Raw genomic sequence first — 22,528 nt, forward strand, 5'->3', positions numbered from 1 at the left:
GTCTTACCGAAAAACAATATCAAAATATTTATATGGTGTCCGGCGAAACTGATTATCAAGAAAAAACAGTTGGTAGCAACTGTCATATTATGTTATAATTTAATATAAGCAAGGAACAAATGACTACATATTGTATATATGATGGTTTGTCGCTACTAGATGTAATAGGTTGAACACCCCTCCAAAAATAGTGTATCGTTCAACATAATGATTTAGTATCAGGAAAGGAGCGATAACTTATGTCTAATTATAAGGATTATAAAGATGCCTATATGGTGTGTTTACGTGCATTGTTTGGCGATGTCTTGACACTAGACGAAGAAACGTTTGTGTTATTAGATGCCAGTTTTGCATTGGTGGAAAATGATGGCGATTATATTTGTTCAAAAGGTTTTGAACGTTGGCTGCAGGTGCAGTTACCATATATTTATGGTGCTTTCTTATCCAGAGAAGATTTTACAAAGAATGTATATGATGTAATGTATCATTTTGTAGCAACTGGGAAAGAATCGGCTTTAGAAAAATTAAAGGCAAAGCCTGTTAATGAAAAGATGGCTGACCGTGTTTATACAGTAACATTTCAGAATTTTAGTCAGAATGTATATATGCAATGGCTTGATTTGATTCAAACATGTATTACGTATTTGAATGGTTTGTCTGAATGGATTGATGAACAGGCATCAAATATGAGCGCGTCACATAGATATATGCTTACATTTATTTTGTTCAATTTTCCTGTTTTTGTACAGTTATTAATGCGTGATGAGAATTTTTTACAGGCATTTGAAATTGGTACAGAATATATGGCTGATAGATACCAATATGTTCATTATGAATTGCATGGTGATATGTTTGAACTGGCTGATGACGAAAAATGTTAAATGGATGAAAAGCACTCACTTTGGTTGAACACCCCTCCAAAAATAGTGTATCGTTCAACAAACATTTGCCTCAAGCTTTGTCAACGCTTCCAACAGGATATTTTATTGCATGTTATTACACAGAATCTTTAACCTCTATTCGAATAACTACTACTTTTTCATTACAACAGTTTCTCAATCTTCTTTATTAACGCCGCCAAATTGATCGTTAACCTGCCATCATACAGACTGACCGGGATATCCGCATCAATTCCATAAATCACAGGGAAGATTTCCTTGTTGAACTCATACACCATAATGCGCTTCTGGTATGGGTCCACAATCCAGTATTCCTTCACACCGGCATCCATGTATTTGGAAAGCTTCTTTCCATAGTCGCGAAGCCGGGTGGATTTTGAGATTACCTCCAGCACAAAGTCCGGCGCACCATATATGCAACGCACCTTCATCCGGTCAATGTCGCACAAAATGACGACGTCCGGCTGCAGCATCGTCTTATCATCACAGTCAAGCTGTACATCCACCGGCGAGATAAACGGCATGCACGGTCCATCATGCTCCAGAATAAAATTTGATATCTGCCTGTGAACTTCCCCTGCAATCAACTGGTGAATCGTCGAAGGTGCCGCCATATCATAGATACAGCCATCAATCAGCTCTACCCGGCGATCCTCCGGCAGCGCATAATAATCATCCAGCGTATACTGTCCCTGAACCTTTGCCGCGTATGCTGTTCCGGAATCCTCTACCATATCCGCATACAGGTAATCACGGTCGCCATTTTCAAAGATACGTGCCAATGCCTCAAGCGTATCATAGCGCGGCGATTTCGTCTCACCCGTAAAAATCTTCTGCACGGTTCCAAGCGGAACTCCCGACATCTGCGACATCATGTTATACGTGTACCCATGTTCCCGCTTCTTTTCTTTCATTTCTTCGATTGTCATATGCATCACTCCTTTGAAAAATTCTTTCATTACCGATACCTTTATATTTAGTATAATACTCTTCTATGTATAAATCAACCGTTTTTTACCCTTTTTATATCCAAATATTTGATTTTTTTATTCTATGTTACATCCGTTAAGTATCCGTTTTTATTCAGTTAAGAACTCGTTTCTACTAAAAATGCAACTTATAATTGACATTTTTTCTCGGATAGTGATAGTTTAATAATGAATAAATGGACATACTACAGAAAAATGGTGAAAAATATGAATGAGAACATAAAATCTGCCAATCCACTTGGCACACAGAAAGAATCCAAATTACTTGTCAAATTCGCAATTCCATGCATCATTTCGATGCTGGTAACTGCCCTTTATAACATTGTCGACCAGATCTTCATCGGGCAGGGGATTGGAATCAACGGAAATGCAGCGACAAACATTACCTTTCCACTGTCTACGACATGTACAGCAATTTCCCTGTTGCTCGGAATCGGAAGTGCGACCAATGTCTCCCTGAAGCTTGGCGCAAAAGAGGAGGAAGAAGCTGCCAATTACGCTGGTTGTGGTATCTGCCTGATGACGATCTTCGGCCTTGCATTATTCGCATTTACCTCGATCCTGCTTACACCCATGCTGAAATTCTTCGGAGCAACAGCGGAAGTTCTGCCGTATGCACAGGAATATACCCGCATTGTTGCGATTGGATTTCCATTTCTGATTGCAAACACTGGTATGAGCAAGCTGATCCTCGCCGACGGAAGTCCGCGTTATTCAATGATTTCCATGCTGATCGGTGCCATTGTAAATACGATTCTTGATCCAATCTTCATCTTTACATTGGACATGGGAATGCGTGGTGCCGCACTTGCAACGATTCTTGGACAGATTGTATCCTTCTGCATCAGTTTGCGATACATGTTTCATTTCAAGACTATCCGGTTGCGCAGACGGTGTTTCCGCATCCGTGGAAATAATTTTGCAAACATCATGCGCCTTGGTGCCAGTGCGTGTTTCAACCAGATTGCTATGACTGTCGTGCAGATCGTGATGAACAACGTCCTGTCACATTACGGTGCATCATCCGTCTATGGAAGTAATATTCCACTTGCCTGTGCCGGTATTATCACAAAGGTCAACATGATCTTCATGTCGTTCGTCATCGGTATCTCACAGGGCATCCAGCCGGTCATCGGATTTAATTACGGTGCAAAGAAATACAACCGTGTGAAGAAAACATATCTTCTGGCACTTGCTACCGCAACCTTCCTGTCGCTGATTGCATTTGCATGTTTCCAGCTTTTCCCAAGACAGATCATCCGTGTCTTCGGAGAAGGAAGTGAGCTGTACTATCAGTTCTCCGAACGGTATTTCCGGATTTATATGTTCTTCACCTTAATCAACGGCATCCAGCCTGTAACTGCGAATTTCTTCAATTCCATCGGCAAATCGCAGCTTGGTATTTTCATGTCACTGACGAGACAGATTCTCTTCCTGCTGCCGCTCATCGTGATCTTCCCGATCTTCATGGGAATCGACGGTGTCATGTATGCTGGCCCGATTGCAGATGTCGCAGCCGCTGTGGTCTGTGGTGTATTTACGATCAAGGAATTGCGCGAGCTGTCGCGGCTGAATTCACAACAAACTGTATAAATTACAAAAGCCGTGCATGGGTATTTCTACAACCCATGCACGGCTTGTTTTTTATTTTGTAATCCGATCGATCTTCTCGCGTTCTTCCTGTGTAAATGTCATATTTGCGAGCATGCCGATGTTGTCTAAGATCTGGGATGGTCTGGATGCACCAATCAACACACTTGTAATGTCGTTATCACGCAGAATCCATGCAAGTGCCATCTCTGCCAATGTCTGACCACGGTTTTCTGCAATCACGTTGAGTGCACGAACCTTTGCAATCGTCTCCTCATTGATAGCAGTCTCCTTCAGGAATCTGCCATCGGTACGGATACGGCTATCCTCCGGGATACCATTTAAGTAACGATTTGTAAGTAAACCCTGTGCCAATGGACAGAATGTGATGATACCGATGCCGTTTGCGGCTGCGTAATCTTTTAATCCATCCTCTTCCATCTCACGGTCAAACATATTGTACCGTCTCTGGTTGATAATAAATGGCGTTTTCATCTCCTTGAAAAGCTTTGCAATCTCGATTGTCTGCTCTTTATTGTAGTTGGAGATTCCGACATACAACGCTTTTCCGCTTCGTACAATGCCATCCAAAGCGCAGGCAGTCTCTTCCAGCGGGGTATTCGGATCCGGTCTGTGGTGATAGAAGATATCCACATAGTCAAGTCCCATCCGCTTCAGGCTCTGATCGAGGCTTGCTACCAGATATTTCTTGCTGCCCCAGTCGCCGTAAGGGCCCGGCCACATCGTATATCCGGCCTTCGTAGAGATGATCATCTCGTCCCGATATGGACGCAGACTCTTATCTAAGATCTTGCCAAAATTCTCCTCAGCAGCGCCATCATATGGGCCATAATTATTCGCCAGATCGAAATGTGTGATACCGTTATCAAAGGCTGTCTCGCACATATCCATCATCGTATCAAAATTTCCGTTCGAACCAAAGTTGTGCCAAAGCCCAAGCGATACCGCAGGAAGCTTCAAGCCACTTGCGCCACAGTAATTGTACTTCATATTGTCATATCTTGTTTCTTTTGCAATATACATGTTGTACCCTCCTCGTATACCCAACTAATTTTTTGCGAAGCAGAAAGTCCCATGTATATGATATATTCCGACACTGGCTTCGTGTTATATGAATATGTTTGAAGCTTAGAGATTCTTAATGTTCTGTAAGTTATCAGCAATGTTTGAACACGATGTTCAAACAAGCCGCCACTGAGCCACGGATGGCGAATTGGCGGCGTTTGCGTACGTTTTCGATGTTTTCAACAGAACATTTAGCATCTCTTAGCTTCAATATATCACATATTACACGAAGCCAGTGTCAGAATATATCTATAAAAACCTCGTCTGCTTCGCAATTATTATAAACAAAAGGAAAATCGAAAAGAATATAATTTCTTACGATTTTCCTTTAAAATTTTACCCTGAACGAATTCTTGGAGTATTCTTACAGCCTCAACTTTTACTTCTTCAAATATTTCTTGAGATACTGCCCCGTATAACTCTTCTTGCACTTGGCAATCTCTTCCGGCGTTCCGGTTGCAACAACTGTTCCTCCGCCTTCGCCGCCTTCCGGTCCGATATCAATGATATAATCGGCGGTTTTAATGACATCTAAGTTGTGCTCAATAACTACAACCGTATTTCCACCCTCACACAACCGACGCAGAATATCGACCAGACGATGTACATCCGCAAAATGAAGTCCCGTTGTCGGCTCATCTAAGACATAGATCGTCCTGCCTGTGCTGCGGCGTGAAAGCTCTGTCGCAAGCTTGATTCGCTGTGCTTCTCCACCGGATAATGTCGTCGATGGCTGACCAAGCTTGATATAGCCAAGTCCAACCTCCTGTAAGGTCGAAATCTTGCGCAGGACAGATGGCACATGCGCGAAGAACTCGCACGCTTCATCGACTGTCATATCAAGTACATCGTAGATACTCTTGCCTTTGTATTTCACTTCCAATGTCTCCCGGTTGTACCGCTTTCCATGGCAGACCTCACATGGTACATATACATCTGCTAAGAAATGCATCTCAATCTTGATGATACCATCACCACGGCACGCCTCACATCGGCCACCGGCAACGTTGAATGAGAATCGTCCTTTTGTGTAACCCATTGCCTTTGCATCCTTTGTATTCGCAAACAAGTCACGGATCAGATCAAAGACACCCGTATAAGTCGCCGGGTTCGAACGTGGGCTTCTGCCGATTGGAGACTGGTCAATGTTGATAATCTTGTCCAACTGGTCAAGTCCTGTGATATCGTCATGCTTGCCCGGTTTTACCTTCGCGCGGTTCAGCGTTCTAGCAAGATGCTTATATAAGATTTCATTGACGAGGGAACTCTTTCCAGAGCCTGATACACCTGTCACGCAGGTCATCACGCCAAGTGGGAACTTCACATCAATATTCTTCAAATTGTTCTGTCTGGCGCCAAGTACCTCGATATATCCGGTTGGCGTTCTCCGCTCTTCCGGTACCGGAATCTTGATTCTGCCGCTTAAGTAGGCACCCGTGATAGACTCCGGACACTGCATGATCTCCTCTGCGGTTCCCTGAGCCACGACTTCACCGCCGTTCGCACCTGCGCCCGGTCCGATATCAATGACGTGATCTGCCGCAAGCATCGTATCCTCGTCATGCTCTACCACAAGCAATGTATTTCCCAGATCCCGCAAACGCTTCAGTGCCGCAATCAGCTTATCGTTGTCTCGCTGATGCAGTCCGATACTTGGCTCATCCAGAATATACGCAACCCCAACCAGACCGGAACCGATCTGGGTTGCCAGACGGATACGCTGCGCTTCTCCACCGGACAAGGTTCCTGTCGCACGCGATAATGTCAGGTAATCCAGACCAACATTGATCATGAATCCAAGTCTCGCCTGAATCTCTTTTAACACCTGTGCGCCGATCATCTTCTGCCGGTCGGTAAGCTCTAATTTCGAGATAAAATCATGCAAGGCTACCACAGACAGATCTGTGACATCCGCAATGTTCTTTCCACCGATCGTAACTGCCAGCGACTCCGGCTTCAATCTCTTACCATGACACACCTCACATGGTGTCACAGTCATATAGGTCTCATAGTCCTGCTTGACCGATTCTGCAGTCGTCTCTCTGTACCGGCGCTGCAGATTCCGAAGCAGTCCTTCGTAATTTGCATAGAATGCATCTTTTCCGTTATACGCACTCTTATAGTGTACATAGATTTTCTCGCCTTCAGTTCCGTATAGGATCACATGCTTTGCCTCTTCCGGCAGATCCTTAAACGGCACATCCAGAGAGAATTTGTATTCTTCTGCGAGTGCTTCGAGGCATGCATGTGCATAACTCTTCTTATCACCACTCGACTGCCAGCCCGGTACGGCGATTGCACCCTCATTCAGAGTCAGACTGTCATCCGGAATAATCAGGTCAATATCAAATTCTGTCTTGAATCCAAGTCCCGTACAGCAAGGACATGCGCCAAATGGGTTGTTGAACGAGAAGCTTCGCGGCTCGATCTCCTCGATGCTGATGCCACAATCCGGGCAGGAAAAGCTATCCGAAAATAACATCGTTTCTCCGCCGATCACATCAACCTTCACCAAGCCTTCTGCCAGCTTCAGGACAGTCTCAATGGAATCCGTCAGACGGCTTTCAATGCCTTCTTTGACTGCGAGTCGGTCCACAACAATATCGATATTATGCTTCTTGTTCTTATCAAGCTTGATCTCTTCCGACAGATCATACATACTGTCATCCACGATCACGCGCACATAACCGCTTTTCTTTGCCTGCTGCAGCAGCTTGACATGCTCGCCCTTCCGTCCACGCACAACAGGCGCAAGCAACTGGAATTTCGTACCCGCAGGCAGCTCCATAATCTCATCGACCATCTGATCGACGGTCTGTCTGGCAATCTCTTTGCCACACTTCGGGCAATGCGGGATTCCTATACGCGCGTACAGCAGACGCAGATAATCGTAGATCTCCGTCACCGTTCCAACCGTGGAACGCGGGTTCCGGTTCGTTGATTTCTGATCGATGGAAATGGACGGAGAAAGTCCCTCAATCGAGTCAATATCCGGCTTGTCCGCAAGTCCTAAGAACTGCCGTGCATAGGACGACAGAGACTCCATGTATTTCCGCTGCCCTTCCGCATAGATCGTATCAAAAGCAAGAGAGGACTTACCGGAACCGGAAAGTCCTGTCAATACTACAAACTGATCACGCGGAATCTTAATGTCAATGTTCTTTAAATTATGCTCTCTTGCACCTTTGATGGTGATATACTTATGTTCACTCATGACGTCTGTTTCCGCTTACTCCTTTGTCTAGCTAAATTTCTTAATCTTATCCATATACTTGTCTGTATATTTCTTCACGTTATCTTTCACCATGTCCTCTAAATCTGACATATTGATCTTCTCCTTCTTGTCAAGGACAAAAAGTGCACACACTGCACCTGCAAGGAATATTGTGATTGTTCCAAGCATGCACATCTTCTTTCTTCTCTTCTTTTTCTTCATCTGCTGTACAAATTTTTCTTCCTCTTCGAGGCAGATTGCATCCTCCTCATCTAAGATTTCTGCAACCTCTTCCATCGCAATTCCTTTTCTTCTTGAGATCTCCTCAATCAATTCATCTCTTTCCATCGCAAGCTCCTCCTTATTCATTTTATTTAAGACTTAGTATAACTAAAATAATTGTAAACTAATCATCATAATCCCGCAAGGCAATCTTTAATTCTTTCAACTCATCACGAAGCACGGCTGCCTCCTCGAAGTTAAGCTCCATCGCCGCCTTGTTCATCTTCTTCGTCAGACGTGCAATCTCGGCGTTCAATTCCTTCTTCGTCATGGATTCCGGATCTTTCTCGCGTTCCTTCTTCGCTGTCACGCTCTCACCCGTATCCAGACTGATCAGATCGCGGATATCCTTCTTGATACTCTGCGGTGTAATGCCATGTTCCTTGTTGTAGGCGTCCTGAATCTTCCGCCTGCGGTTCGTCTCGTCGATTGCATGCCGCATCGAATCCGTGATTGTATCGGCATACATGATCACATGTCCATCCACGTTACGCGCAGCACGTCCAATCGTCTGCACGAGTGATGTTTCTGATCGTAAAAATCCTTCCTTGTCCGCATCCAGAATCGCAACCAGTGTGATTTCCGGGATATCAAGTCCCTCACGGAGCAGGTTGATTCCGACCAATACATCGAATACACCCATTCGAAGATCACGTACGATCTCCAGACGTTCCAGCGTATCAATATCGGAATGCAAATATTTGACCTTGATATCAAGCTGCTTCATATAGTCGGTCAGATCCTCTGCCATACGCTTCGTCAGTGTCGTAACTAATATCTTATTGCCCTTTGCAACCTCTTTGTTGACTTCTGATACGAGATCATCCACCTGTCCTTCGATCGGTCGTACTTCTACTTCCGGGTCTAACAAACCGGTCGGGCGAATGATCTGCTCGACGCGGTTCTCCTCGTGTTCCTTCTCATAATCGGACGGTGTCGCAGATACATATAAGATCTTATCGATCTTGGATTCAAACTCCTGAAAATTCAGCGGACGGTTATCCAGCGCTGACGGCAGACGGAATCCATAATCAACCAATGTCGTCTTTCTGGAACGGTCACCCGCATACATGCCTCGTACCTGTGGCAATGTGATATGCGACTCATCCACGATAATCAGATAATCGCCATCGAAGAAATTGAGCAGTGTGTTCGGTGTGGCACCCGGTTTCATACCCGCCAGTATCCGGGAATAATTCTCGATGCCCGAACAAAATCCTGTCTCCTGCAGCATCTCCATATCGAACTCTGTCCGCTCACGGATACGCTGTGCTTCCAGCAGCTTGTCATTCTCCTTGAAATATGCCACCTGCTGCTTTAGTTCCTCTTCTATCTCCACGATTGCATGCTTCATCTTCTCCGGCGCAACAACATAGTGCGATGCCGGGAAGATACAGGCAAAGGAAAGTGCACGCTTGATCTCACCGGTCAATGGATCAAACTCCACGATCCGGTCAATCTCGTCGCCGAAAAACTCAATCCGGATACCATCCTCAAACGTCGATACCGGAAGGATATCTACGATATCGCCCTTCACACGGAAAGTTCCTCGCGTGAAATCCATCTCATTCCGTGTGTACTGAATATCAATCAACTGCCGGATCAGTTCATCCCGGTCCTTCTCCATACCCGGGCGGAGCGAGAGCATCATGTTCTTATATTCTTCCGGATCACCCAAACCATAGATGCAGGATACGGAAGATACGACGACTACATCCTTCCGTTCGATCAGGGCTGATGTCGCGCTGTGCCGCATCTTATCGATCTCATCATTGATGGCAGAATCCTTCGCAATATACGTGTCCGTCGACGGCACATATGCCTCAGGCTGGTAATAATCGTAATACGATACAAAATACTCCACCGCATTGTGCGGAAAGAACGCCTTAAACTCACTGTAAAGCTGTGCCGCCAATGTCTTGTTGTGCGATATGATGATCGTCGGTTTATTTAATTGGGCGATGACATTCGCCATCGTAAATGTCTTTCCGGAACCTGTGACACCGAGCAGTGTCTGGCATTTCTTTCCTTCCTGAAAGCCCTTTACCAGTCCTTCGATCGCCTCCGGCTGATCTCCGGTCGGTGCATATTCCGATACTAATTCAAAATGATCCATGATAAATTCTCTCCTTTTACTGTGCTTGAATCATTTTCTTTTAATGTTTTTGTTACCCACTGCCGAAAGCGCGTGGCTTTCTTAGAATTTATCCTAACTGTTTATAACACATATCATTCTACCACATCTTCTTTTATTTGTATAGAACAAATGTTCTTTCCCGATAAAATGCACTCCGATCTCCATACTATTGACTTCCACACACATAAAAATAACGGAAATGCCCTGCACTCCCGTTATCCTCTGCGTTTTCCATTCTTTTTATTCGTTACACTTCGTAATCCATGCACATACGCACATCTGTATATGGACGCACATACGTATTTGCAACTTCTACATGCGCCGGATGCTTCTGGTATCCCTTCAGCATTTCCTCATTCTCCAATGTCGTATCCAACATTACCTCCGCATTCGAAGACGCAAGTGGATTCGTTCTTACATGCACCTCAAGAAGTCCAGGCACCTTACCTGCCAAGCCTTCCAGATGCTCCTTCATATTGGCAAGAATCTCTGCCTTCTTGTCCGCATCTGTCTCCTTCAATGTCCACAAAATAATATGTTTAACCATAATTGCCTCCTTGATCGTATCTCTTATCTGTATAAGAAATAGCACAGGATGTCCCGGCTGTCAACCAATTTTATCATTCTGCTCGTATGCCTTGCGCATCTCCCGGATTCCCTCGATCATTTTCACAAGATAATTCATTTCCTCTATGGAGAAATCACGTGTCATCGTCTCAATCCGCATCTGACTGCTGGCGACATCATCTTCCTCCAGAATATAATCTGCATTTACATGCAGATATTTACACATATTCCGAAATATCTCACACGAGAAACCTTTTCTTCCGCTCTCAATCTCATACAGGAATTTGGATGAAATGTTGATCTGCTCCGCCATATGCTCTCTGGTTATCTTCTGCCGTTCCCGTTCACTCTGAAATTTTGCTCCTATGCGCTCATAAAAAGCACGATCCTGCATGTTTTTACACCTCGTTTTCCACTGTGTCTATATATATTGGCAAACTACTCAGGACTTCTTTCCCCGCTTTCGTTCCTGAAGCATCATATATATCAAAATACCTAAAATCATAACGACAAGCGTCAGGCATCCCCATGCAAGATATAGTTTTAACGACATTAGCACCACTTTATGCATACCCTCGCTTTTCGCAACAATCTGTTTTTATTCTCACATATTGGGTTTTTGCATAAAACTAGCTAAAGTTCCTTTTGATGCAACTATGGGTATAAAAAATCCCTGTTCCGTTTCCGAAACAGGGACTCAAATTATATATCATTTTTAATTTATACAGAAGGCTCTGTATATTTCAGTACAACCGCTGAAATCGGTCCAACCGTAATTTTTAACTTGTTATTTGCAACGACATATTCTGTCTCATCCATCTGATAGCCACTCTCCGTCGTCGTGATACAGGCTTTCATCACCGCACCATCCTGTACACCAAGTCTGCGCACATGCAGGTTCAGCTCATGTGGTTCGTAATCGTTGTTCAAAATCACAACCACTGCCTCGCCCGGCAGGAACCGTCCATAGCTGACTACCTTATATTCACCATGCAGGAACATCACAGATCCCTTCATCAGCGCCGCACTGTCTTTGTGTACCTTAATGATATCACGGTGGAACTGAATCAGCTCCTGATCCTCTCTGCCCCACGGATATCCACGCCGGTTATCCGGATCGGTCCAGCCGCAAAGTCCGGCTTCATCACCATAATAGATTGTCGGTGCGCCCGGCCACGTCATCTGGAATACAACTGCCTCACGGAATACACCCTTGTTGATGTTCTCACCGGCGGCCTCCGGTCCCATCGTATGGATTCGTCCAACACGGCGATTTGTACGTGTCAGGAATCGTGAATGATCATGATTGGACAGCTCATTCATCGCGATTTCCAGAGAGTTCTGATTAAACCGCGACATATGGTGGCGCAACGCACCAGTAAATGCATCTGGATTTCCAAGCAGGTCACCGCGGAACTCATCACTGTGCTTCTCCACACCGGTCAAAAACCATGTAATCGGCTCCATAAATGCATCGTAGTTCATAACGGTATCCCACTGATCGCCCAAAAGCCATGCCTTTGGATCACCATAATGCTCCGCAAGGATCAGTGCATCTGGATTTGCTTCCTTCACTCTTGTCCGGAAATCACGCCAGAAACGATGGTTAAACTCTTCAGTATAACCAAGGTCGGCAGCCACGTCCAGACGCCAGCCATCCACGTTGTACGGCGGAGAAACCCATTTTTCACCGATACGCATAATATATTCATATAATTTCTCAGATTCTTCGTAATTTAATTTCGGAAGGGTATCATGTCCCCACCAGCCATTGTATGTGCCGTTGTATGGCCACTGCCAAGGGTCCTGGAACTTGAAGAAACTTCTGTACGGGCTCTGATAATCCACATAAGCGCCCTTCTCATAGCCCTCCTGATTCTCGTAAATACATTCTCGATCCAGCCACTTGTTAAAAGAACCACAATGGTTAAATACACCGTCCAAGATTACACGCATGCCGCGCTTATGAATCTCCTCCACAAGCTGTGCGAACAACTCGTTGCTGGCCTCCAGATTCGCCTTATCTGTCACACGCATAATATACTTGCTGGCTTCCTTATTGACCTTGCAGCCCTCCGGCAGACATTCTCCGCCATCCTTGACGATCTTTCCAAAATGAGGATCTACATAATCGTAATCCTGAATATCATATTTATGATTGGATGGAGAAACAAAAATCGGATTCAGATAAATGACATCCACGCCAAGTCCCTGCAGATAATCAAGCTTATCCATAACACCCTGCAGATCACCACCATAGAAGCTGCGGACATCCATATTGTCCGGATACTTAAACCAGTCCTTGACCTTGCGCGTGCCTTCCCCGACATAGCAGTACTCGTTGTCCTCGACATCATTGGACGGATCTCCATTGTAGAAACGATCCACGAAAATCTGATAGAACACAGCACCTCTCGCCCATTTCGGAACCGAGAATCCCGGCGCAATCTGGAAATTATAATCTGGATTCAAATCCTTCTGTGTGCCAAGCTTGTTATAATAGCAGATAACATTCCCGGCAAGCGCCATATAATAATAGTCTATGTCATCCGTTACCTCGGAAATGGTATATGCATAATAATCAAATAACTCGTCACTGCTTTCCACCTGCATGTTACAACGCTCCCCATTGTAAACCAGATAGACAGCATCTACATTGTTTCTTCCTGTACGGAACCGCAATGTCACCGAATCTCCAATCTTTAACTCTGCCGGATGCCGGTAGCTATCCGTTCCGTCCGCAAACAATGCACCGAAATTCAATGCAGTCTTTGTATTATATACATACTGTAATACTTTGAGAGCCTGTCTCTGATTCTCCACCATCAAGAGTATCCTCCCTAATTCTTTTTTGACGACTATCTATTATTTTAATACAGGACAGGAATTTACACAATAAAAAATTAAAAATAGAAAGGGAAAAGGACAGCCAACGATCGGCTGTCCTTTTCGGAGAAGGTATTTTGTTACTTTGGGGTGTAGCAAAAAACTATATAATGTATTGGGGGGGTTACAAGTATTATTATACATATAAACCCTAAAAAGTCTGCCCAAACATTTAATTTTTTTCAGATTTTTTTTGTGCATATTCTCTTGAATCATGTCGCAAAAATTCGTTTTTTGTCGTATTTTTGTGCATCTTGCACAATTCCATAGTTTCTATCACTACATTTTTCACAATCGATTACAGATTCAATCCGGTTGTATCCAGTCCATCCGGATAAGTTTCTGTTGGACTTACTTCAAAAAGTGCTTCAAATTCTGCACGGTTGATACGTTCTTTCTCCAGCAAAGCAGCTGCACAACGATGCAATACGTCAATATGACTCTCGATGATAAGCTTTGCTTCCTGATAACACTCATCCATAATTCGGCGCACTTCCTTATCGATCATCGCGGCGACCTTCTCGCTGTAATTTCTCGCATGTCCGAGATCTCTGCCAAGGAATACCTCTTCCTCGCTGTTTACCTCGTAGTTAATCAGCCCAACCTTCTCAGACATACCATACTTGACAACCATCGCCTGTGCGGTCTGGGTTGCCTGCTTGATGTCTGCAGAAGCACCGGTTGTGATATCGCCGAAGATCAGTTCCTCTGCGATTCGTCCACCAAAGCTGACCATGATATCCTGCAGCATATGCTTCTTCGTCATAAACACATTATCATTCTCCGGCAATGGCATCGTATATCCGCCAGCACCACGTCCATTTGGAATAATGGATACAAGATGCACCGGTCCAACCTCGCTCAGTAAATGGAACAAGATCGCATGTCCACTCTCGTGGTAAGCGGTAATCTTCCGCTCCTTCTCCGGTACAAGACGGCTCTTCTTTTCACCGCCAATTCCAATCTTGACAAAACACTTGTCAACATCTTCCTTCTTGATAAACTGCCGATTCTGTTTAGCTGCACAGATAGCTGCCTCATTCATCAGGTTCTCCAGATCCGCACCAGCAAAGCCTGCAGTTGTTCTTGCGATCTCATGCAGATCGACATCATCAGACAACGGCTTGTTTCTGACATGGACACGAAGGATCTCCTCACGTCCCTTAACATCTGGTCTGCCGACCATAACCTTACGGTCAAAACGTCCCGGTCTCAAAATCGCTGGATCAAGAATATCCACACGGTTTGTCGCCGCAAGCACAATGATACCTTCGTTCGTACCGAAACCATCCATCTCAACAAGCATCTGGTTCAATGTCTGCTCACGCTCATCATGACCGCCACCAAGACCAGAGCCTCGCTTTCTGGCAACCGCATCAATCTCATCGATAAACACGATACATGGTGCATTCTTCTTTGCATCCTCAAACAGATCACGCACACGGCTCGCACCAACACCGACGAACATCTCGACGAAATCCGAACCGGAAATCGAGAAGAACGGAACACCAGCTTCTCCGGCAACTGCCTTTGCAAGCAGTGTCTTACCTGTTCCCGGAGGTCCCTCTAACAGAACGCCCTTCGGAATACGTGCACCCAGCGTGTTATATTTCTTTGGATTCCGCAGGAAATCTACGATCTCCGCCATATCCTCTTTTTCTTCTTCCAGACCAGCGACATCCTTGAATGTATACTTCTGATCGTTCTCGTTTGACATATGTGCCCGGCTCTTGCCAAAGTTCATCATCTTGCCGCCACCGGCACCACCACCGCCACCGGCACCAGACATATTTGCCATGAATATCATAACAACGACCAGCAATACTACAATAAGCACGACTGTCGGCAACCATGTCCAGACGTTGCTCTGACCACTGACATCATGCAGCTCCAGGCGGATATTTCCGTTTCCTTTGCTCATGATAATCTGCTGTACCTTATTGACATCCGACACATAAAATTCTTTTTCTTCGTTTGTCTGACGATACGTGATGTATACCGTTCCTGTCGGTATCTCCTTATTCTGATAGATCTCAACGGAGCCTATCAAATCCTCGGATACTTCTGCCTGAAAATCGACGATCGTATAACCGGAATCTGTCTTTGAGTTTTTGTTCATGTACCAAATAATGCCACAGAACATCGCAAAGAACAGAATCAGGTAGATTCCGAGTCCTTTTTTTAATCCCTTCATGCTATGCTCCCTTCTGGATAAATTTATGTATTACTCAGAAATCACACCAATATATGGAAGATTTCTGTATTTCTGTGCACAATCAAGACCATATCCTACAACGAAGCGGTCTGGAATCACAAATCCGGTGATGTCCGGCTCCAACTCTACAACACGGCGATCCGGCTTATCCAGTAATGTGACTACCTTAAAGCTTGCCGGTTTGCGCTCCTTCAATATATTGATGAGATAAGAAAGTGTACGACCGGAATCCATAATATCCTCAATCAGTACCACGTCTCTTCCCTCGATACTCTCATCGAGATCCTTGATCATCTTTACAACACCGGAAGACTTGGTATCATTTCCATAGCTGGAAACAGACATGAAATCCATCGTCACTGGTACAGTCAGACGCTTTGCAAGCTCACACATGAAGAACACGCTTCCCTTTAAAACACCGATAATATGAATCGTCTTTCCCTCATATTCCTTGCTTAACTGCTGTGCGATTTCTGCAATTCTTGCCTCCACAGTTGCCTCATCAATCATAACATCAATCTTTTGTTCCATTCTGATCTCCTTTGCTTCCATACTGTATTTTCATAATTTTGTTTGTCTGCTCATCCACATGATACGCTGGCGAAAACCGCAGTCCAACTACCCATACGATTTCCTGTCCGCATGCAAGCACCGGCCATCCTGCCCGTTTGGTCCGGTCGATCTTCGCATCGATAAATACACGCGACAGTTTCTTCGTATTTCCAGCCGTATCAATCACGATATAATCTCCGTCTTCCGGTGTCCGGACACACAGAGTACCTTTTATTTTAGCATAGTCAATGAATTTCGTATAGTTTTTTTTCGGAATTGGCTCCGTAAAAGTAAAATCCTCGATAGATACCGAAAGTGTTCCCTGATCCGGGATTTCATAATCACCGGTCTGTGCAATCGCAAACCGGTAATCCGTCATTGCCTGCACCTTATCCGACAGGATCAGCTCCCCATAATTTCTTCTCGCATGGATACCATATGGAAGCTGTACACTGCTTCCAGAATCCTGATAGATCAGTGCCACAACCGCCTGTATATGCCGCCGCGTAATATCCTTCTTGCGCTGTGCAACCTGTCCGATTGCTTCCCATACAATATGCTCCTGCAGCACCGGTCCTACTTTATACAGTTCTGCAATCGAAAGTGTCACCGTTCTGCCAAAGGCATCCTCATCCTCTGTTGTATCGCATTGTTCCATCGCCTGCGTATGAATATAGTCATAGCTTTGTGCCGCATCCTGCGCCAGCTGGCAGATATGCTCCACTGCCCGTTCATTTAATTCCCTCATCACTGGCAATATACTGTGACGGATCTTATTCCGTGCATACGCAAGCTCAGCATTTGTCGAATCCTGACAAAAATCCTGTCCGCATTCTTCCAGATACGCTTCGATTTCTGCACGCGACACACCGAGCAGCGGGCGGATGATATTCCCCCTGCTCGCCGCGATCCCGGCAAGCCCGTTCAATCCACTGCCCCGAAGCATATGGAACAGCACCGTCTCCGCGACATCATCCTGGTTGTGCGCGACGGCGATCTTATCGAATTTCAGTTGCATGACCAGTTCTTCCATACACTGATAGCGATACTCCCGTCCCGCTTCCTCAACAGTCATATTTAACTGCTTCGCATACGCCGGAATATCTTTCCGATATTCCTGATACAGGAATCCAAGCTTTGCACACAAGTCTTTGGTAAATGCGGCATCCTGATCTGCCTCCGCGCCCCGGATGCCATGATGCACATGCACCACAACGATGCCCTGCGAAGGGATATGCAACACTGGCATAAGCGCCTTTAACACGCGTAGCAGGCACACGGAATCCGCACCACCCGACACACCGACTACCAGTCGATTTCCCGGTTCGATCAATCCGTGTGTCTGTATATAATTGTAGACTTTTTGCTCAAAATAATTCATACATACTCCGTCATTTGTCAGTTTTTACCATCCTTATATTAGCACAAACGATACCTTTCGTATAGCGATTCACAGATTTTTCATGACCTTGCACACAATAATCGTTGCATCATCCTTCAATCGTTTTCCACAGACGCTTCGGATATCCTGGATGACCGCCTCCACCACAGTCTCTGGCTCCTCATCCTTTAACGCTTCCAGCAGTGTATGCATATAGTCGTCTTTATTTTCAAACAAAATACTGTCCAGCACGCCATCACTCACCATGACAATCAGATCGCCGGCATAATATTTCTTACTGCTGCACTCGCATCCAGCATCCTCCATCACCCCAACCGGAAGCGATGTCGATTTGATACACTCCATCCAGTTTCCCCGGCACACATAAGTCGTTGCGGCGCCGTATTTTACCAGATGTCCAACTCCTGTGTACAGATCCAGCAACAACATATCCAGTGTTGTAAAATGCTCCCCCTTATTCTTCTCTGCCAGATACGCATTCACAAGCCGCACTGCCATCTCCTGTTCAAATCCGGTCATGACAAGTTCCTCGACCGCAGAGAGCAGCGCTTCACTGTCTTTCGCCGCCTGCACACCGTTTCCCATGCCATCAGCAATCATCAAAAGCGCCTGTCCATTCTTCAGATTCCCAATATAAAAATTGTCTCCCGATATCACATCTTCCTGACAGGAAAGTCGACGGGCTGCTGTCTGAATGCGGAACGCAGGCTTCTGATTTAATATAACAAGGTCATAGCTCCGTCCAACCATCTGGCGGCTGTCCTCCCCGATCTCAAACGGGATTCCCGTCTCCTTGCTTGCAATCTTGCGCACCGCCTCTGCACCGACCAGTCTGCCACGTCCCACGCGGGCATCCGCATAGAGCTGGTATCTGCCATTCTGCGCCTTTAAGAGCGTCAGCGATTTCACATGTACGCCCATCCTGCCCAATTCCGACACGATCGCCGTCTCCGCATCCTTACGCATCGCAACAGGGCTGTCCAACTGCTTTGTAAAATCCTCCAGCATCGTTCCGATCTGTGAAAATCCAATCCGCTGCCCCTCCGTCCCTGCAAACGTATAATCAATCCGTTTCAACGCATCCGAGAAGCTGCGCACGCGGGAAAGCGTAAGCTTGCCCCATTCTGCCCCGGAAAGTGCCATGGCATCCCCCTGCGTACGCACCTGCACGAACAGGCGTCCCGGTAAAAAAAACAGCACAAACACCGCAGTCGCAATCGCCTTGATGCCAGCCTCAGAGAGCATCTGCGGAAACGCAAAATATCCAAGCAGGCAATCACTCGCCGCAAAAATCAAAACGCTTCCATACCGCCCCATATGCAGGAATTCGGTCAAACCATTTACAAGTACTGCGAGAAATACCCACGCGGCAAGCATCTGCATATCATCTGTCCGGAGGGCATAGATGGCTCCGGAGATTGCCGCCCAGGAAACGCCAGCCGAAAATCCAAACCGATACGATATATAAAAGATTGTAAACAGGCACACGCTCGCAAGCACCTCGACGACTCCGCCAAGCTGAACCGGCATCCCGGCAAGTACGGTTGTTGCAAGAATCAGCACCGCAAGCATCGTCTGGGTGTCTGTTAAAAAAAGGAGCTTATCCCCACTCAGATTCCGATAAGAAAAGCAATACGCTAACATAAAAGAAAAAACGAGCGCACCTTCTGCGCACGCCAGAGGGATTCCGATTGCCCCTGGCAGCCAGAACGCCGCACCGATCTGGAGAACGATCGTCTCCAGTCCGACAAGGACAGACAACAGAAACGAACGCGGATATAATAGCTGCAACTTTCTGACGCGTACAAGCACAGCTGCCATCACCCAGATCAGTGGATAGATCATCTGTCCCTGTTTCTCAAAACCACCCTGCTCAAAAAATGCGCCGAGCAATCCGAGCAGCAACATCCACGGACTTCTCCCGCAGGCGCTGCCCGCACCAATGATTGCCGTCCCAAATGGTGCTGTGCCAAGCAGACTGCAATGTCCCACACAATATGCAATCAGAATATCTGCAATACCAGAAAAAAGCTTCGCCACTTTCATTTTCTCAATCCCCTCTACCCGATGGTTTCCGTCTGTTTCAAATTTGCCATACAAGTTTATACAATTCTTCCGACTGTGTATGTCTAACAGTGACAGCTGGGAGATAAAATTTATAGACATTTTTACGCAAAAAAGCTTCCGGCAATCTACCGGAAGCTTTCTGTCTTCTTATCTCTGATTCATTTATTCTGCCGGACGGATAACCAGCTCATCTGGTTTCACTAACCCGAGCTTGTCCTTTGCCACGTCCTCTATATATTCATTCGTCTGCATATATTTCTCCTGTGCATCGAGGTTCGCCTGCTCCTGCTTTGCCTCTTCGACCTTCAACTCCATCGTTTTCTCGGTCTCTGCCAGCTGCTTACTCTTCGTGTGCAGACTTGTCGCACGCACAATCGAAGTCACACATATAAATATAACCGCCGCAACAACCAGAAATGTGATCACCGGCGACTGACGATATCGAACTGATTTTTTTGTACTGCTTTTTGCCATTTCCATACCCACTTTTCATACCTAAAGATATTTACATTTTACCCTTATTATCGCTATTTTTCAACAATTTCTTGTGCTTTTTCGCGGATTTTTTTACCTTGTACAAGATGTTGTTTACAGATTTTAACAAGGCACAACTTATAGTGTAATGGAACAATACAACGCCAAACAAAATGCCAACCGCCATATACCAGTGCAGCACACCATCCCCATATACGTGGATGCACTCCAACGTCACATAGGTCCAGATCAGCCAGAAGCAGACATCTTCCATTGCTATTAAAATTGAATTATGAGATACCACGCGTCGAAATACACGCAAAAGATCATACGACAGTGTGAGGGCGATTCCCACGGCAACACTCATGATAAACATGGCACCCTGTCGTATCAATACATCTGTCAATTATCGAAACAGCCGTTTGGCGATCGCCGCGGCTTTCTTCTTTCCCTTTTTGTCCGAATAAAGCATCCCCTGTATCGTTCCGGTCAACTGGAGTTCACCCTTCTCCATATCCAGCTTCTCTGCGTGCAGATTCTGCCCCTTGATGGCAAGATGATCTGCTGTTGTTTCTACCTCAACAAGCTCCGGTTCCATCGATATCACCTTTTCCAGTCCGGTGAGGCTCATATGTGCGCGTTGTGTAATATGTATCATATGACTTTCCATGTATGCTCCTGCACACTTGTTATAGCATAAATATATGCAGGCACTCTGCGATTTATGAGCCTTCTACCTTCCATCAGAGATATTCAAACATCTCTTTTGCATCTTCCTTTTTCGTAGAATCCGCGATCATTGTCACCTTAACCTTCACGGATTTATTACCAAACGATATCTCGATCACATCGCCAAGCTTCACATCATAGGATGCTTTCACGACTTTATCATTGACCATGACTCTGCCTGCATCGCATGCATCATTTGCTACGGTACGACGCTTAATCAGACGCGATACCTTTAAATATTTGTCCAAACGCATAGCACGTTCCTCCTTACTTTCCTCTCATATGAAAAAGCTGCCGCAGCATGCGACAGCTTTTCACTCTTTATCGAAAAATCTTTTCGGATAAGAATCAGATTAGTTTAAAGAATCCTTTAAAGCCTTACCAGCCTTGAACTTAGGAGACTTAGAAGCAGCGATCTTCATTGTCTCGCCTGTTCTTGGGTTACGTCCCTCACGAGCAGGTCTCTCAGCTACTTCAAATGTACCAAATCCAACTAACTGGATCTTCTCACCATTCTTTAACTCTTCTGCTACTGTCTCTGTGAAAGCCTTAAGTGCCTTCTCAGCTTCTGTCTTCTTAAGTCCAGCCTTCTCAGCCATCTTTGCAACTAATTCATTCTTGTTCATCGAAATTTCCTCCTATAATAAAACGATGTTTCCTGACCACATCCCCCGCGGTCGAATCTTGTTTTTATCAGCTTTGCCAACAAAGCCCTACGCATATTTATACCTTGTTGCCCTTTGTTTGTCAAGGAAAAAAGCCAAGTTTTTGGCACTTTTTGGGAATTTCGATGTCAATTTTACCCTTCCATCTGTTTCCCAAGGAATTTCGCTGCAATCGCCGCCGCTTTCACCTCAGATTCGCCGATTTGCCTGCTTCCTTCCCGGCTGAGCAAAATTACCGCGCCAATAGCATCGCCCTCGCAGATGATCGTCTGCACGATCTCTCCATCATACTCATTATCTCCGTGCCCGAGAATCCGGATAAACTTCTTTTCACCTTTCCGCGCCAGAATCGCTTCCCGGTCATTGATCGCATCCTCCAGTTCCCGGTGCAGGGATTTGCCGAGCAGATCCTTCTTGGAGATTCCCGCGACCGCGATGATCTGATCCCGGTCACAGACGCACACGCCACAACCAAGACTTGCTGCGATCGCATCAACATACTCCTGCGCAAATGCAGAAAGCTCTCCGATTGGTGAATATTTTTTCAGGACGATCTCACCATCCTTGTCGGTAAATATTTCCAATGGATCGCCTTCCCGAATCCGTAACACGCGCCGGATCTCCTTTGGAACGACAATTCTGCCAAGCTCATCGATCCGTCTGACAATTCCTGTTGCTTTCATTTGATTATTTCCTCCTGTTCTCCTGACATACTTCCATTTTTGTACTGTATGGGTAGTATGTGGAAAATCGAAAGAAATATTCGATTCTTAT

At 45.5% G+C, this 22,528-nt stretch carries 20 protein-coding genes; 2 read left to right on the top strand and 18 right to left on the bottom strand.

Annotated features, from left to right (window positions below):
- Positions 1-239: 239 nt before the first annotated feature.
- Complete coding sequence (locus H9Q76_RS12520) at positions 240-881, top strand: hypothetical protein (RefSeq protein ID WP_021985937.1); 642 nt, start codon at positions 240-242, stop codon at positions 879-881.
- 161 nt (positions 882-1,042) lie between these two features.
- On the opposite strand, the gene H9Q76_RS12525 is transcribed toward H9Q76_RS12520, so the two are convergent.
- A complete protein-coding gene (locus H9Q76_RS12525) occupies positions 1,043-1,828 on the bottom strand; it encodes a Uma2 family endonuclease (RefSeq protein WP_021985936.1) in 786 nt (261 codons plus the stop codon).
- A gap of 267 nt (positions 1,829-2,095) precedes the next feature.
- Between H9Q76_RS12525 and H9Q76_RS12530 the strand changes: the two genes are divergently transcribed.
- Positions 2,096-3,481 (top strand): MATE family efflux transporter, encoded by a 1,386-nt coding sequence (locus H9Q76_RS12530; RefSeq protein ID WP_118734728.1) that lies wholly within the window; start codon positions 2,096-2,098, stop codon positions 3,479-3,481.
- Positions 3,482-3,532: 51 nt separating this feature from the next.
- Here the strand turns inward: H9Q76_RS12530 and H9Q76_RS12535 are convergent, their stop codons facing one another.
- The 17 genes from H9Q76_RS12535 to spoVT form a co-directional block, all read right to left on the bottom strand.
- Positions 3,533-4,522: an aldo/keto reductase gene (locus H9Q76_RS12535; RefSeq protein ID WP_117780027.1), complete on the bottom strand. Its 990-nt coding sequence runs from the start codon at positions 4,520-4,522 to the stop codon at positions 3,533-3,535.
- A 421-nt stretch (positions 4,523-4,943) separates the two neighbouring features.
- Positions 4,944-7,778: an excinuclease ABC subunit UvrA gene (gene uvrA / locus H9Q76_RS12540; RefSeq protein WP_118670993.1), complete on the bottom strand. Its 2,835-nt coding sequence runs from the start codon at positions 7,776-7,778 to the stop codon at positions 4,944-4,946.
- 27 nt (positions 7,779-7,805) lie between these two features.
- Positions 7,806-8,126 carry a hypothetical protein gene (locus H9Q76_RS12545; protein ID WP_118545443.1) on the bottom strand — a complete coding sequence of 107 codons (321 nt, stop codon included), beginning with the start codon at positions 8,124-8,126 and terminating at the stop codon, positions 7,806-7,808.
- A 58-nt stretch (positions 8,127-8,184) separates the two neighbouring features.
- The gene (gene uvrB, locus H9Q76_RS12550) at positions 8,185-10,176 is read right to left on the bottom strand and encodes an excinuclease ABC subunit UvrB (protein ID WP_021985930.1); all 1,992 of its coding nucleotides are present in this window, start codon (positions 10,174-10,176) and stop codon (positions 8,185-8,187) included.
- 268 nt (positions 10,177-10,444) lie between these two features.
- Positions 10,445-10,744, bottom strand: coding sequence for a Dabb family protein (locus tag H9Q76_RS12555; RefSeq protein WP_021985929.1), 300 nt, complete (start codon positions 10,742-10,744; stop codon positions 10,445-10,447).
- Positions 10,745-10,804: 60 nt separating this feature from the next.
- A complete protein-coding gene (locus H9Q76_RS12560; RefSeq protein WP_021985928.1) occupies positions 10,805-11,158 on the bottom strand; it encodes a helix-turn-helix domain-containing protein in 354 nt (117 codons plus the stop codon).
- Between the two features lie 326 nt (positions 11,159-11,484).
- Complete coding sequence (locus H9Q76_RS12565; protein WP_249321251.1) at positions 11,485-13,590, bottom strand: glycoside hydrolase family 13 protein; 2,106 nt, start codon at positions 13,588-13,590, stop codon at positions 11,485-11,487.
- 358 nt (positions 13,591-13,948) lie between these two features.
- Positions 13,949-15,844: an ATP-dependent zinc metalloprotease FtsH gene (ftsH, locus tag H9Q76_RS12570; RefSeq protein WP_021985926.1), complete on the bottom strand. Its 1,896-nt coding sequence runs from the start codon at positions 15,842-15,844 to the stop codon at positions 13,949-13,951.
- 30 nt (positions 15,845-15,874) lie between these two features.
- On the bottom strand, positions 15,875-16,396 hold the full coding sequence (hpt, locus tag H9Q76_RS12575; RefSeq protein WP_021985925.1) for a hypoxanthine phosphoribosyltransferase: 522 nt from the start codon (positions 16,394-16,396) through the stop codon (positions 15,875-15,877).
- Entirely contained in the window at positions 16,380-17,798 is a 1,419-nt protein-coding gene (gene tilS, locus H9Q76_RS12580) for a tRNA lysidine(34) synthetase TilS (protein WP_249321252.1), read from the bottom strand. The genes hpt and tilS overlap by 17 nt, the downstream gene beginning before the upstream one ends.
- Before the next feature lie 69 nt (positions 17,799-17,867).
- A complete protein-coding gene (locus tag H9Q76_RS12585) occupies positions 17,868-19,865 on the bottom strand; it encodes a SpoIIE family protein phosphatase (protein WP_249321253.1) in 1,998 nt (665 codons plus the stop codon).
- Between the two features lie 183 nt (positions 19,866-20,048).
- Positions 20,049-20,360, bottom strand: coding sequence for an FtsB family cell division protein (locus H9Q76_RS12590; protein ID WP_181985649.1), 312 nt, complete (start codon positions 20,358-20,360; stop codon positions 20,049-20,051).
- Positions 20,361-20,391: 31 nt separating this feature from the next.
- Positions 20,392-20,727, bottom strand: coding sequence for a spore cortex biosynthesis protein YabQ (yabQ, locus tag H9Q76_RS12595; protein WP_181985648.1), 336 nt, complete (start codon positions 20,725-20,727; stop codon positions 20,392-20,394).
- Between the two features lie 39 nt (positions 20,728-20,766).
- Complete coding sequence (locus H9Q76_RS12600) at positions 20,767-21,018, bottom strand: YabP/YqfC family sporulation protein (protein ID WP_181985554.1); 252 nt, start codon at positions 21,016-21,018, stop codon at positions 20,767-20,769.
- A gap of 85 nt (positions 21,019-21,103) precedes the next feature.
- Positions 21,104-21,343 carry an RNA-binding S4 domain-containing protein gene (locus H9Q76_RS12605; RefSeq protein ID WP_021985919.1) on the bottom strand — a complete coding sequence of 80 codons (240 nt, stop codon included), beginning with the start codon at positions 21,341-21,343 and terminating at the stop codon, positions 21,104-21,106.
- A gap of 99 nt (positions 21,344-21,442) precedes the next feature.
- Positions 21,443-21,715 carry an HU family DNA-binding protein gene (locus tag H9Q76_RS12610; RefSeq protein ID WP_021985918.1) on the bottom strand — a complete coding sequence of 91 codons (273 nt, stop codon included), beginning with the start codon at positions 21,713-21,715 and terminating at the stop codon, positions 21,443-21,445.
- 173 nt (positions 21,716-21,888) lie between these two features.
- Positions 21,889-22,437, bottom strand: coding sequence for a stage V sporulation protein T (spoVT, locus tag H9Q76_RS12615; RefSeq protein ID WP_021985917.1), 549 nt, complete (start codon positions 22,435-22,437; stop codon positions 21,889-21,891).
- Positions 22,438-22,528: the final 91 nt, after the last annotated feature.

The sequence above is a fragment of the Wujia chipingensis genome (assembly GCF_014337155.1).
Taxonomy (GTDB): Bacteria; Bacillota; Clostridia; order Lachnospirales; family Lachnospiraceae; genus Coprococcus_C; species Coprococcus_C hominis.

Excerpts from the sequence above, each read along its gene's own strand:
- H9Q76_RS12560 (WP_021985928.1), bottom strand. The coding sequence starts at position 11,158 with ATGCAGGATCGTGCTTTTTATGAGCGCATAGGAGCAAAATTTCAGAGT.
- H9Q76_RS12555 (WP_021985929.1), bottom strand. The coding sequence starts at position 10,744 with ATGGTTAAACATATTATTTTGTGGACATTGAAGGAGACAGATGCGGAC.
- H9Q76_RS12565 (WP_249321251.1), bottom strand. The coding sequence starts at position 13,590 with ATGGTGGAGAATCAGAGACAGGCTCTCAAAGTATTACAGTATGTATAT.
- tilS (WP_249321252.1), bottom strand. The coding sequence starts at position 17,798 with ATGAATTATTTTGAGCAAAAAGTCTACAATTATATACAGACACACGGA.
- yabQ (WP_181985648.1), bottom strand. The coding sequence starts at position 20,727 with ATGAGTGTTGCCGTGGGAATCGCCCTCACACTGTCGTATGATCTTTTG.
- uvrA (WP_118670993.1), bottom strand. The coding sequence starts at position 7,778 with ATGAGTGAACATAAGTATATCACCATCAAAGGTGCAAGAGAGCATAAT.
- H9Q76_RS12590 (WP_181985649.1), bottom strand. The coding sequence starts at position 20,360 with ATGGCAAAAAGCAGTACAAAAAAATCAGTTCGATATCGTCAGTCGCCG.
- ftsH (WP_021985926.1), bottom strand. The coding sequence starts at position 15,844 with ATGAAGGGATTAAAAAAAGGACTCGGAATCTACCTGATTCTGTTCTTT.
- spoVT (WP_021985917.1), bottom strand. The coding sequence starts at position 22,437 with ATGAAAGCAACAGGAATTGTCAGACGGATCGATGAGCTTGGCAGAATT.
- H9Q76_RS12520 (WP_021985937.1), top strand. The coding sequence starts at position 240 with ATGTCTAATTATAAGGATTATAAAGATGCCTATATGGTGTGTTTACGT.
- H9Q76_RS12525 (WP_021985936.1), bottom strand. The coding sequence starts at position 1,828 with ATGACAATCGAAGAAATGAAAGAAAAGAAGCGGGAACATGGGTACACG.
- H9Q76_RS12530 (WP_118734728.1), top strand. The coding sequence starts at position 2,096 with ATGAATGAGAACATAAAATCTGCCAATCCACTTGGCACACAGAAAGAA.
- uvrB (WP_021985930.1), bottom strand. The coding sequence starts at position 10,176 with ATGGATCATTTTGAATTAGTATCGGAATATGCACCGACCGGAGATCAG.
- H9Q76_RS12545 (WP_118545443.1), bottom strand. The coding sequence starts at position 8,126 with ATGGAAAGAGATGAATTGATTGAGGAGATCTCAAGAAGAAAAGGAATT.
- H9Q76_RS12600 (WP_181985554.1), bottom strand. The coding sequence starts at position 21,018 with ATGATACATATTACACAACGCGCACATATGAGCCTCACCGGACTGGAA.
- H9Q76_RS12610 (WP_021985918.1), bottom strand. The coding sequence starts at position 21,715 with ATGAACAAGAATGAATTAGTTGCAAAGATGGCTGAGAAGGCTGGACTT.
- H9Q76_RS12585 (WP_249321253.1), bottom strand. The coding sequence starts at position 19,865 with ATGAAAGTGGCGAAGCTTTTTTCTGGTATTGCAGATATTCTGATTGCA.
- H9Q76_RS12535 (WP_117780027.1), bottom strand. The coding sequence starts at position 4,522 with ATGTATATTGCAAAAGAAACAAGATATGACAATATGAAGTACAATTAC.
- hpt (WP_021985925.1), bottom strand. The coding sequence starts at position 16,396 with ATGGAACAAAAGATTGATGTTATGATTGATGAGGCAACTGTGGAGGCA.
- H9Q76_RS12605 (WP_021985919.1), bottom strand. The coding sequence starts at position 21,343 with ATGCGTTTGGACAAATATTTAAAGGTATCGCGTCTGATTAAGCGTCGT.